Annotated in this window: 13 protein-coding genes; 3 read left to right on the top strand and 10 right to left on the bottom strand. The window is 39.9% G+C overall.

What is annotated here, in order from left to right:
- Positions 1-2: 2 nt before the first annotated feature.
- Both OLM56_RS15370 and OLM56_RS15365 read right to left on the bottom strand, forming a co-directional pair.
- Positions 3-422 (bottom strand): DUF1456 family protein, encoded by a 420-nt coding sequence (locus OLM56_RS15370; protein ID WP_182492305.1) that lies wholly within the window; start codon positions 420-422, stop codon positions 3-5.
- Positions 423-502: 80 nt separating this feature from the next.
- Positions 503-1,297, bottom strand: a complete 795-nt coding sequence (locus OLM56_RS15365; protein WP_264527588.1) for an alpha/beta hydrolase — start codon at positions 1,295-1,297, stop codon at positions 503-505.
- A gap of 57 nt (positions 1,298-1,354) precedes the next feature.
- Here OLM56_RS15365 and OLM56_RS15360 point away from each other — a divergent pair, with 57 nt between their 5' ends.
- On the top strand, positions 1,355-1,756 hold the full coding sequence (locus OLM56_RS15360) for a TerB family tellurite resistance protein (protein ID WP_182492303.1): 402 nt from the start codon (positions 1,355-1,357) through the stop codon (positions 1,754-1,756).
- Positions 1,757-1,762: 6 nt separating this feature from the next.
- On the opposite strand, the gene uvrB is transcribed toward OLM56_RS15360, so the two are convergent.
- The 8 genes from uvrB to OLM56_RS15320 form a co-directional block, all read right to left on the bottom strand.
- The gene (gene uvrB, locus OLM56_RS15355) at positions 1,763-3,751 is read right to left on the bottom strand and encodes an excinuclease ABC subunit UvrB (protein WP_121374667.1); all 1,989 of its coding nucleotides are present in this window, start codon (positions 3,749-3,751) and stop codon (positions 1,763-1,765) included.
- Positions 3,752-3,846: 95 nt separating this feature from the next.
- Positions 3,847-4,431: a GDP-mannose pyrophosphatase NudK gene (nudK, locus tag OLM56_RS15350; protein ID WP_121374666.1), complete on the bottom strand. Its 585-nt coding sequence runs from the start codon at positions 4,429-4,431 to the stop codon at positions 3,847-3,849.
- 6 nt (positions 4,432-4,437) lie between these two features.
- Complete coding sequence (locus OLM56_RS15345; RefSeq protein WP_264527587.1) at positions 4,438-5,139, bottom strand: thiamine diphosphokinase; 702 nt, start codon at positions 5,137-5,139, stop codon at positions 4,438-4,440.
- Positions 5,140-5,244: 105 nt separating this feature from the next.
- Positions 5,245-7,467, bottom strand: coding sequence for an NADP-dependent isocitrate dehydrogenase (locus tag OLM56_RS15340; protein ID WP_264527586.1), 2,223 nt, complete (start codon positions 7,465-7,467; stop codon positions 5,245-5,247).
- A 311-nt stretch (positions 7,468-7,778) separates the two neighbouring features.
- A complete protein-coding gene (locus OLM56_RS15335) occupies positions 7,779-8,543 on the bottom strand; it encodes a hypothetical protein (protein ID WP_264527585.1) in 765 nt (254 codons plus the stop codon).
- Positions 8,544-8,724: 181 nt separating this feature from the next.
- On the bottom strand, positions 8,725-9,075 hold the full coding sequence (gene rplS, locus OLM56_RS15330) for a 50S ribosomal protein L19 (protein WP_121374662.1): 351 nt from the start codon (positions 9,073-9,075) through the stop codon (positions 8,725-8,727).
- Positions 9,076-9,248: 173 nt separating this feature from the next.
- Positions 9,249-9,926, bottom strand: a complete 678-nt coding sequence (gene trmD / locus OLM56_RS15325; protein WP_264527584.1) for a tRNA (guanosine(37)-N1)-methyltransferase TrmD — start codon at positions 9,924-9,926, stop codon at positions 9,249-9,251.
- A 93-nt stretch (positions 9,927-10,019) separates the two neighbouring features.
- On the bottom strand, positions 10,020-10,469 hold the full coding sequence (locus tag OLM56_RS15320) for a DUF1569 domain-containing protein (RefSeq protein WP_121374660.1): 450 nt from the start codon (positions 10,467-10,469) through the stop codon (positions 10,020-10,022).
- Positions 10,470-10,631: 162 nt separating this feature from the next.
- Between OLM56_RS15320 and OLM56_RS15315 the strand changes: the two genes are divergently transcribed.
- Together OLM56_RS15315 and OLM56_RS15310 are read left to right on the top strand one after the other, a co-directional pair.
- Positions 10,632-11,564 carry a peptidylprolyl isomerase gene (locus OLM56_RS15315; RefSeq protein WP_121374659.1) on the top strand — a complete coding sequence of 311 codons (933 nt, stop codon included), beginning with the start codon at positions 10,632-10,634 and terminating at the stop codon, positions 11,562-11,564.
- A 100-nt stretch (positions 11,565-11,664) separates the two neighbouring features.
- The gene (locus tag OLM56_RS15310) at positions 11,665-12,201 is read left to right on the top strand and encodes a hypothetical protein (protein ID WP_264527583.1); all 537 of its coding nucleotides are present in this window, start codon (positions 11,665-11,667) and stop codon (positions 12,199-12,201) included.
- The last annotated feature ends 7 nt before the right edge of the window (positions 12,202-12,208 follow it).

Below are 12,208 nucleotides of genomic sequence, written 5' to 3'. Positions count from 1 at the left end.
TGCTACGCTTTTTTATTCTTTCCGTTGTTAAAACGTACTTTCTCAACCGGATTGACTTTGCTTTCAACCTTTTTAGGCTTGAAGTTTTTCCCAGGAGCTTTAGGCGCGGGCTTTTTTACATTTTCTTTCGGAACAATTTTTTTAGCAACCGATTTTAATTGGGCTCTATTTTCATTGATAACATCCATCGCATTCTTTGGATTCTCTTTTGTGCCTCGTAGGTGGATGATCAGTCCGTTTAAGAAATTACGCAATACTTGGTCGCCGCATTCCATATAATTCGGATGGTCTTCCGCTCTGAAAAAAGCGCCTAATTCCGCTTTAGAAATTCTGAAATCTACCAATTGCATTATTTCTGCTATTTGGTCATCACGCAATTGCAATGCTACGCGAAGCTTTTTGAAAATATCGTTATTGTTCATATCCTTGATTTGTTGCAAAGATAGATTTATTTTATGAATAACCCTGTCAGAGTTGAAAACTCTGACAGGGTTGGGATTACTTACAACAACCATAAAATTGCTTTGGCAAAGCCTTCTCGCCATAATTTTTCGCCATGTTGTCCGCCTTTTACAACAACAGTCTTGTCAAGCTTCAGGCAGTAGCATCTATTTTCGTCTAAAAGCTTTTTTATCTTTTGGGCATCGATGACCATGTCGTCGCTTTCAGAATCGCCATATAAAAAATAAATCTTGGCTTTGATCTTTTTTGATTTTTCTGTCATCGTATAAATTTCATCCGTAAACCAGAACGAAGGCGAGAAGACACCCGCTTTCCCAAACACGTCAGGATATTTCAGGACGGCATAATACGAAACCAATCCTCCCAGAGAACTGCCAAAAATTATAGTATTATTGGCATTGGTTTTTGTCCTGTAATTTTTATCTATATAGGGTTTTAAGGTGCTGACAATAAAATCTAAATAATCATCTGCCTTGCCGCCGCCATGCTTTTTGTTCGGAAAAGGAGTCAGCTCATCCATACGTTTTTCATTTCCATGCTCGATGCCGATGACAATGGCCTGCGTTTTCAGACTGTCCAGCGTCTCATCCACGTTCCATTCGCCCGCATACGAAGTCTTTGCGTCAAACAGGTTCTGTGCGTCATGCATATAGATTACAGGATATTTTTTTTTAGAAGTCGCATAGCTTTTCGGAAGATAGACCCATATTTTCTTGACGGTTTTTAATTGAGGGGCTTCTATTTCAAAAGTACTGACCTGCGGCGAGGCCGTGCTTTTCTGTGCTTTTACATTTAGAAAAAAACAGGACAAAAAAATTGTGAATAAATATCTCAAGCGAATGATTTTTGGGATTGGACAAAAAAGAATATTTTAGCTAAAAATAAGGATTTAATGAATACTTACAAACAGAAATTAAGCCTCCTTGCCGAAATGATTGCTTTTGCAATCGTCGATGGGAAGCTCCACGATAGAGAATACCAGTTTTTGAGCATCGTTGCCCAAGAATTAAAAGTTACAAAAGAAGATTTCAAGAATCTTTTCCACCAAGAATTAATTGCTATTCCTATAAAATCAGAACAACAGCGCATACAGCAATTCTACAGGCTAGCCTTGTTGATGCATTGCGACGGTGTCCTTCATGAAAAGGAGGAAATAGCCATCAAGCAGATGGGCGTCAATATGGGACTGAATCCTTTTGCCATCAAACGAATCTTGAAAGCTATGGAAGAATCACCTAACGGCATGATAGCACCCGAAGTATTGATTGAAATTTTTAGGGAACAGCTAAACTAAAAAGCTCTATATTTTCTCCTGCAATGCTTTTATCTCATCACGATATTTCGCTGCCTGCATGAAATCTAAATCTTTGGCCGCTTTTTCCATTGCTTTTCTGGCTTCTCGAATCTTTTTCTCGATTTCGGGCTTGGTCAGGTATTTGCTTTCGGGTTCGGCAGCTTTTAAGGCTTGGTTTTCGAAGTACTGTGTAGAAACAGAATTTTTTGCCAAAGTGCTTTCTATTTTTTTGTTTAGCGCTTTTGGCGAAAGATTGTGCTTCGTATTATAATTCATCTGTTTTTCTCTTCTGTAATTCGTCTGGTCGATTGTTTTTTGCATGCTTGCCGTAATCTTGTCAGCATACATGATTGCCTTGCCGTTGATATTTCTGGCGGCCCTACCTACGGTCTGCGTCAGCGAACGGTTGTTTCTCAAAAAGCCTTCTTTGTCGGCATCTAATATGGCCACAAGAGATACTTCGGGTAAATCCAGTCCTTCTCTCAAGAGGTTTACGCCAATCAGCACATCAAATAATCCTTTTCGCAAATCTTGCATGATTTCTACGCGTTCCAGCGTATCGACTTCAGAATGGATGTAGCGACAGCGGATAGCTACTTTGGTAAGATATTTTGCAAGTTCTTCCGCCATTCTTTTGGTCAGCGTGGTGACTAGTACCCTTTCGTCCAATTCGACACGTTGCTGAATTTCTTCAATCAGGTCGTCGATTTGATTGAGGCTAGGGCGTACTTCGATAATCGGATCCAACAGCCCAGTCGGACGTATGATCTGCTCTACGTATATTCCTTCTGATTTTTCCAACTCATAATCGGCTGGCGTTGCAGAAACATAGACGACTTGGTTCTGCATAGCCTCAAATTCTTCAAACTTTAACGGACGGTTGTCCATAGCTGCTGGAAGGCGAAAGCCATATTCTACCAGATTTTCTTTTCTAGATCGGTCGCCGCCATACATGGCATGGACTTGCGAAACGGTTACGTGACTCTCATCAACGACCATAAGATAATCTTTTGGGAAATAATCAAGCAGGCAGAACGGCCTTGTGCCAGGCAGACGTCCGTCGAGATATCGTGAATAATTTTCGATTCCAGAGCAATAGCCCAATTCTCGAATCATTTCTAAGTCGAAATTGGTTCGTTCTTCCAAACGTTTTGCTTCCAGATGTTTTCCTATTTCTTTGAAATAATCGACTTGCTTCACTAAATCTTGCTGAATTTCCCAGATAGCGCCATTCAAAACTTCAGGTGAAGTCACGAACATGTTGGCAGGGTAGATGTTCAGATTGGTATATTTTTCTAAGACTAATGATGTCTTGGCATCAAAAGCTTCTATTTCTTCAATTTCATCTCCAAAAAAGTGAATTCGGAAAGGCTCGTCGCCATAGCTTGGGAAAACTTCGACCGTATCGCCTTTGATTCGGAACGTTCCAGGATTGAACTCAGCTTCTGTCCTTGCATAAAGTGACTGGACCAGTCGGTGCAATAGCTTTGTCCTAGAAATAATCTGATTTTTGGCTACCGAGACTACATTTTTTTGAAATTCCACAGGGTTTCCGATACCATACAAGCAGGAAACGGAAGAAACCACGATGATATCCCTACGTCCTGAAAGGAGCGAAGAGGTCGTACTCAATCGCATCTTCTCCAGTTCTTCATTAATAGACAAGTCTTTTTCGATATACGTTCCAGTTACGGGAATAAAAGCTTCCGGCTGGTAATAATCATAGTAAGAAACGAAGTATTCTACCGCATTGTTCGGAAAAAACTGCTTGAATTCAGAATACAGCTGTGCCGCCAGCGTCTTGTTGTGCGCCAGTACCAAGGTAGGCCGTTGTACTTCTTGGATGACATTAGCCATTGTAAAAGTCTTTCCGGAGCCTGTCACTCCCAAAAGCGTTTGAAAACGTTCGCCGTCATTGATGCCCTTGCTTAATTTTTCAATGGCTTGTGGCTGATCGCCAGTAGGTTTGTAATCTGATACGACTTGAAATTTCATTTGGAGATAGAAGTTTAAGTAACAAAGTTACAAAGGAAAATACGAAAAAAGACTTTAGGAAAACTTAAAAATTTAAAGCTTTCTCTATGGATTGTCTAACCCAAAAGATTGTTGATTTTGGCATATTGCAACAACATGATGGTCTTGGCGTCTTTGATTTCGCCGTTCTCAATCATCTGCATGGCTTTTTCAAAGGGAATTTCCAGCACGTCGATATTTTCATGTTCGGTCGACAATCCGCCGCCTTCGCTTACTTTCATGTCTTTGGAATATTCTGCCACGAAGAAATGGATGATTTCAGTAACCGAACCAGGCGACATATAGGCTTGGAATACTTTCCTAACTTCGGTCAGGCTGTAGCCGGTTTCTTCTTCCGTTTCGCGCTTGATGCATTCTTCTGCATTTTCTTCTTCCAAAAGACCAGCACAGGCTTCGATAACCATTCCGGTTTCGTTACCATTTACAAAAGTGGGCATGCGGAACTGACGGATAAGGATGACGGTTTTTTGAATTTTGTTGTAAAGCAGAATGGTCGCGCCATTGCCACGGTCATAAACTTCTCGGGACTGGGTTTCCCAGCTGCCGTCTTTTTTTTGGTAATCGAAAACAATCTTCTTGAGGATGTACCAGTTATCAGAAAGAATTTCTGAACTCTTGATTTTTATAGCAGGATTTGTCATTTCGTTTTAGGGTTGGTTTATACTGTATTTATTTGGGTGGAGCCAATAGTCAAAGCATTCCATCATCAATAGATCGCCTTGTTTGTGCTCGATAATTACTATGCCGTCTTGTGCTACATGGTTGCTGCTTCCGGTGCGATAGCCCATGGTCAGCGTCTCGTTATGCAATAGGTAGTCAAGGTTGGTAGAGGCAACGCCGTTTACGGTTCCTACGGGAATCAGTGAAATAGGAAAGCCTTTCGGGTACCATTTTTCATAGCGTTTCGGAAGCTGGAAAATTTTGGAATAATCATCTAAGATGACAATTTTCAGCTTATTTTGGAAACGCACGATATTGGTCATGTTCACAATCGTATGGTCGGCTCTACGTCCGGTTGCCCAGACTACATTCACGGCTTTATGTCCTTTTTCGATCAGATAATCAAAAGCTTTTTCTAGATCGGTCTTTTCTTGATCAGGAGTATAGACAATTTCTAGCGGAAACTGCAGATTCCTATAATATTCCGGATCAAAGCCATAGTCAAAATCACCTAACAGCACATCGACCTTTATGCCTAATTCCAAAACTCTTTCGATCGCAGAATCCAATACGATTACTAGGGGAGACCATTCGAGCAGCTGTCCTAACAATTCGTTGCTGCAGGCGGCGCCGTTGGCAATGATTAAAGCAGGTTCTTGGTCGTCTCGGACAATGTGGTGGCTTGACATTTTGTAATTATGAATTAGGAATTAGGAATTGCGAGGATTGAGATATAAAAATATAAAAAAGACGACCGTTTCCAGTCGTCTTTTTTTATAAAATACGTTAAAGCCTTACGCTAATTTAGCTAAAGCTTTGTTAAGCGTTTCGCTTGGTCTCATGGCTTTGTCCGTCAATTTGAAATCGGGCTTGTAATAGCCGCCAATTTCTTGGTGTTTGCCTTGAGCGCCGATCAACTCTTCGTTGATTTTGGCTTCGTTTTCTGTCAGTTCTTTTGCAATTTCAGTAAAAGTAGCTTTCAATTCAGCATCTTTGTCTTGCGCCGCCAAAGCCTGTGCCCAATATAAGGCGATATAAAAGTGAGAGCCTCTGTTGTCGATTTGGCCTACTTTTCTTGCAGGAGATTTGTCGGTATCTAAGAATTTTTCTGTTGCCTGGTCTAAAGTTTCAGATAATACCAACGCTTTTGAATTGTTTAAAGTCTGTCCTAAATGCTCCAAAGAAGCGCCCAAAGCCAATACTTCGCCAAGCGAATCCCAACGCAGGTAGCCTTCTTCAATGAATTGCTCTACGTGTTTTGGTGCAGAACCTCCCGCTCCGGTTTCGAACAAGCCTCCGCCGTTCATCAACGGAACGATAGAAAGCATTTTTGCTGAAGTTCCTAATTCTAGGATAGGGAATAGGTCAGTTAAATAATCACGCAAAACGTTTCCTGTTACTGAAATCGTGTCTTTTCCGTCTTTGATTCTTTCTAATGAGAAATTAGTAGCGTCTACCGGATTCATGATTCGGATGTCTAATCCGTTCGTATCGTGGTCTTTTAGGTATACTTTTACTTTTTCGATCAGTTGTCTGTCGTGTGCTCTATTTTCATCCAACCAGAAAACAGCCGGAGTGTCAGACAATCTTGCTCTATTCACGGCTAGTTTTACCCAGTCTTGAATCGGAGCGTCTTTTACTTGACACATTCTGAAAATATCACCTTTTTCAACTTTTTGTTCTGTAAGGACTTCTCCTTTAGAATTGATAACTTTTACAGTTCCGTCAGCAGTGATTTGGAAGGTCTTGTCATGCGAGCCGTATTCTTCAGCAGCTTGTGCCATCAAGCCTACGTTTGGAACGCTCCCCATAGTTTTTGGGTCAAAAGCACCATTCTTTTTGCAGAAATCGATCGTTGCTACATATACGCCTGCATACGAACGGTCTGGAATGATTGCTTTGGTATCTTGGCCTTTACCATCTTTATTCCACATTTGTCCAGAGGTACGGATCATTGCTGGCATCGAGGCATCAACAATTACGTCAGAAGGAACATGAAGATTCGTGATTCCTTTGTCTGAATTAACCATGGCGATGGCTGGTCCGTTTTCGTATACAGCATTTAGGTCAGCTTCTATCTCCGCTTGTTTCGGATGCCCTGCAATTTTAGCATACACATCACCTAAACCATTTTTAGTGTCTATTCCTAATTCTGCAAATAGTGTTTTGTGTTTTTCAAAAACCGGCGCGAAGAAAACGTCTACGATTGCTCCAAAGATAATCGGGTCGGAAACCTTCATCATCGTAGCTTTCAAGTGTACTGAGAACAGAACGCCTTTTGCTTTCGCATCTTCAATTTCTTTAGATACGAAGCTTTTTAGTGCTTTCATGCTCAAGACTGCGCTGTCTATAATTTCTCCTGCTTTAAGCGGAGAGGTATCTTTTAATGTTTTTGTAGTTCCGTCATTGCCAACGAATTCAATCTTGAAAGTATCAGCATCTTTTATGGTTACTGATTTTTCACTTCCGTAGAAATCGCCTTCGCTCATGCTGGCCACGTGCGTTTTAGAGTCTGCACTCCATGCGCCCATAGAATGTGGGTGTTTTTTAGCATAGTTTTTTACAGCTTTCGGAGCTCTTCTGTCAGAGTTTCCTTCGCGAAGTATTGGATTTACAGCAGATCCTAAAACTTTTGCATAACTTGCCTTGATGGCTTTTTCTTCGTCAGTTTGCGGATTTTCAGGAAATTCAGGAAGCTTGTATCCTAGAGCTTGAAGTTCTTTGATGGCTTCTTTTAATTGAGGAACCGAAGCGGAAATGTTCGGTAATTTGATGATGTTTGCTTCAGGAGTCGTTGCCAGCTTTCCTAATTCGATCAGGTCATTATTGATTCTTTGCTCTGGAGTCAAATACTCCGCCAGATTCGCGATAATTCTTCCTGCTAAGGAAATGTCTCTGGTTTCTACGGTGATTCCAGCCGGAGCCGTAAAGGATTTTACAATAGGTAAAAAGGAATGTGTGGCAAGCATCGGCGCTTCGTCCGTAATCGTATAAAAAATGGTTGCTTTATCTGACATTTTGGAAAAGTTTGTTTTGTTTATTTTACTTGTAAGGATTGCAAATATAAGAAAAGCAACGCGAATTTAAGAATTTAGAGAAAGCGAAAACGTTTGATTTAAGGAATTGATAATTAAAAGATTGATTACTGCGAAATCGACAAATAAGTAGAAAGTTTTAACGTGGATATTTTATAACATGAAAATATTTTAGCACTTGAAAGTAACGGTAATGGTCAGCTAAGCTGCGGCAGATAGCTGGGTTTAAAAGTAAAAAAAGCAGCTATAAGGAAAGAACCTATAGCTGCTATTGGAATTGTAAAGATGTATTTTTAATAAAACAGATGGTCTGCCGCCGTATTACTGTCTTTATTGATCGTTTTAGGGAATCCTTTGTCGTTGTATTCGTAGGTATTCATGATTTCAACTACGTTTGGATTGGCAATCAGGCTGTTGCTGATACAGTTTTTGGAGCTTCCGATGTTTGTCGTAAAGCCATTAAAATGCGCCGAATTGTAAAAGTAATGGAATAGGGATAACTTGTTGTATCCTGTTACGTTTTTCAAAGGATGGTTTTTGTTGTCGTATTGATAACGTACAGACGGCCTAGGCGTACCTCCGTTCAAGTAGACGTATTCTGTGATTTCATTGTCTTTTACCAAGAAATAGCCTGTGAAATTATAAGAGCTTCTTGCAGCAACTGCAACAAAGTTTACGGTATCGCGGCCAGCGTAAGTAAAGTCAACAGCTAAAGGGTAGCTGCTGTGCTGGTTGAATTTTTTTAATTTTCCGTCGGCAGTATATTCAAAATCTACATATTGAGAAAGGGTGTTGTCGGTATCCGGATTGTCATACCAACTGATTTTTGAGATATTCTCGCCTTGATAGCTGAACTTTTTATTTTCTTTACTGCTTCGAGCTTCCAGCAATTTTTTACCATCGTATTTATAAAGAGTTTCGTAACTCCCATCAAGGCCATAAGTTATGGTCTTTTGCAGCAGCACATTCGATGTGTCCTCGTGTGACGGCGAGTCATCGCTAGAACAAGATGAAAATAGAAGTGCCACAAGACTGGATAATAAAACTATTTTTTTCATAATGTTTGGTTTTAAGGAGGTTTGCCTACTTGAACGTAAAGGTATAATTTTTTAGTTTATATCAATCTATAAATATTCAAGGTATGTTTTCTCCGAAAATCTTCTAGGGCTGAAAGGATAGAAAAAGGCAAAAAAAAAATCCCGAACTGCTTCGGGATTTTTATAGATAAGAGATAATAAATTATCTTCTTCTGTCTTTAATTTTAGCTTTTTTACCAGTAAGTTCTCTGAAGTAGAAAATTCTAGCTCTACGAACTTTACCAGTTTTGTTGATTTCAACTTTTTGCAAAGCTGGCATATTCACTGGGAAGATACGCTCAACTCCAACAGCACCAGACATTTTACGGATTGTAAAAGTTTCAGTCGTTCCAGAACCTCTTCTTTGGATTACAACTCCTTTGAAGAACTGAGTTCTTGTTTTTTCACCCTCTTTAATTTCGTAGTAAACTGTAATTGTGTCTCCAGCACCGAAATCTGGGAAATCTTTTTTTGTTACAAATTCGTCTTTAACGAATTTCATCAAATCTGCCATTTTGTTTGATTTAAGTATTTGATTATCAGAGCAACATTCACGGTTCTCGCCAGAGGTTGGTCCAAAGTGGGTGCAAAGATATAAAAAGTTATGAATTATGAATTATGAATTGGAAGTTTTTTTATAATTATCATTAAACTGAAGTCTAAAATCTCAAATCCGAAATCTCAAAATTATTGATCCAACAAATCCGGTCTTCTGTTTTTCGTGTGTTCAAAGGCTTTTTCTTCGCGCCATTGATCGATTTTGGCAAAATGGCCGCTGAGCAATATGTCGGGCACTTTCCAACCTTTGTATTCTGAAGGACGGGTATAGATAGGAGGAGAGAGCAGGTTGTCTTGAAAGCTATCCGTCAGGGCCGAAGTCTCGTCGCTCAATACGCCGGGAATCAATCGAATCAATGCATCTGATAAAACTAATGCTCCTAATTCGCCGCCCGAAAGTACATAATCGCCTATAGAAATTTCTTTGGTAATAAAATGGTCGCGTACTCTTTGATCCACGCCTTTATAATGGCCACACAGGATAATGATGTTTTCTAAAGACGACATCTTGTTGGCCATGCCTTGATTTAAAGTTTCTCCATCGGGAGTCATATAGATGACTTCGTCATACTCGCGTTCGCTTTTCAGCTTTGCGATGCAGTCGTCAATCGGCTGGATCATCATTACCATTCCCGCACCGCCACCAAACTGGTAGTCATCTACGCTTTTTTGTCGGTTGGTAGTATAGTCTCTCAAATTATGGAAATGGACTTCTACGAGTCCTTTATCGATAGCTCTCTTCATGATTGAGGCTTCGAATGGGCTTCTTAATAATTCGGGAAGTACGGTAATAATGTCGATTCTCATCTTGGGAAATTAGGGTTTTATGATTTTGGATTTGAGATTTAAGATTTCAGACAGTCCTAAATCTAAAATCTTAAATCAAAAATAACAAATGAATTAAGCTCCAAACTGTTTCAGGTGGTGATCCAAATGCTTCCATTGCATATAATCCCATTCTTCGGTTGTCAGGTGTCCGAAAAAAGGATGCTTGGTATTTTTTATAACGCTTGGGCCTTCGTGTGCAAATCGTGTAATCATAGAGACTAAATCAGCTTTTGACTGCTCAAAATCAGGATGCCCCTTTACGATAAATTCTTTGGCGGTAGGAAGGTTTTTCTTGATAGGATTTTTGCTGGTCAAGTTTCTCTTTGCTAACTTTCCGAAGAAGATCGCTATAAGTCCTGCCTTGATTTTTAGTTCTCCAAAAGCTACTTTGATAGGCATCTGGCAATGTACAAGCATCTGGCTCACGTTCATCGTTCCCCATTCGTTATGCGTAATCGGCGTAAGCGTTTCGATACGCTCGATTAATTTTTTATTTCCTTCTGGATGAAAAATACTGTTCATGTGGTCGGCGGTTTTATTTTTTCAAAGCAGATAATTGTCTTTTTTTCTGTGATGCAAATTTAAGCAAATACCAAGCTTGTTTGTTTGACATAGGTCATTAAATTGTATTTATTTTCACATTTTAATTCGTAATTTTGGCAATTCAAAAATAAAACAAATAAGATGGAAAACGGAATATACGCAAAATTCAATACTCCAAAAGGTTCAATTTTAGTGAAATTGACACACGATAAAACGCCAGGAACGGTTGGCAACTTTGTTGGATTGGCAGAAGGAAATTTAGAAAACAAATCAAGACCGCAAGGAAAGCCGTATTATGACGGATTGAAATTCCACCGTGTGATCCCTGATTTTATGATCCAAGGAGGATGTCCTCAAGGAACAGGAACAGGCGGCCCAGGGTACCAATTTGATGATGAGTTTCACCCAGAATTGAAGCATGACAAGCCAGGAGTATTATCTATGGCTAATTCAGGTCCGGGTTCTAACGGCTCTCAGTTTTTCATAACACACGTTCCTACGAACTGGTTGGATGACAAGCATACGGTTTTCGGACATGTAGTTGAAGGACAAGATGTGGTAGATGCTATCGCTCAAGGCGATGAAATTGAAAGTATCGAAATCATCCGCGAAGGCGAAGAAGCAAAAAAATGGAATGCTATTGAAGCTTTCAGAGTATTTGAAGGTTCTCGTGCCAAACGCGAAGCAAAAGCAAAAGAAGAGGCAGAGGCTAAGATGGAAAAATTAGCAGCTGGATTCGACAAAACTGAAAGCGGACTTCGTTACAAAATGATCCAAAAAGGAAATGGTAAAAAAGCAGAAAACGGCAAGACGGTTTCTGTACATTATACAGGACAATTGGAGGATGGAAAAGTATTCGATTCTTCTTATCCAAGAAAAAAACCAATCGAATTTCCTTTAGGAAGAGGCAATGTTATTGAAGGTTGGGACGAAGGAATTGCTTTGTTGCAAGTAGGCGATAAGGCACGTTTTGTGATTCCATCGCACTTAGGATATGGTTCTCGTGGCGCAGGCGGCGTGATTCCTCCAAATGCTACCTTGATTTTTGATGTAGAATTGATGGACGTGAAATAATCGCATTCTGCCTATAAAGTTAAAAGCACTCTATTTCAGGGTGCTTTTTTATTGGAATGCTATTTGCTTTTGTATTTTTGCCACTCTATAAATTGATCTGATGCGTTATTTGTTTTTTATATTTTTTCTGGTTTCGTTTTCTTCTAAAGCCCAAGTTGCACAGCATTGCGGTTATGATTTTACTTCGTATTTTGTGCTGAATGTCCATGAATCGGGCAAAAAAGAGAACATCCCTGGACTGAAAATTACTATTATCAACGGATTGGGCATGGACCTGCTCAATGCAAATAATCTGTACAGCTGGACCAACAGCGGCAAGCCTTTGGTTTTTACGGCTAATTATAAAGTAGATGACAAAGGAAATAGGATAACGGCAGATTCTCAAGTGTCAAAAGAACGCTGGTTTTTTCCGTTTGCAAAAGACAATTACCTGCTTTCCATAAAAAGTACCTTTCCTGCGGATGATTTCAGCATCAAGATTGAGGATGTTGACGGGGATGAAAATGGAGGGCATTTCAAGACGCAGGTCGTAAAACTGAACAGCTTTAATATGTATGTCTTGTGTTCGAGCAAAGCCCGTGAAGTGCAATTCGGTCCAAAAATGAACCGTCCGATAGATATTGTGTTGGAAAAGTAATAATTCT

Origin of the sequence: Flavobacterium sp. N2550, assembly GCF_025947265.1 — a bacterium.
GTDB classification, from domain to species: domain Bacteria; phylum Bacteroidota; class Bacteroidia; order Flavobacteriales; family Flavobacteriaceae; genus Flavobacterium; species Flavobacterium endophyticum.
Note: the sequence above shows the minus strand (reverse complement) of the source record. Positions and strands in the feature narration are given on the sequence as shown.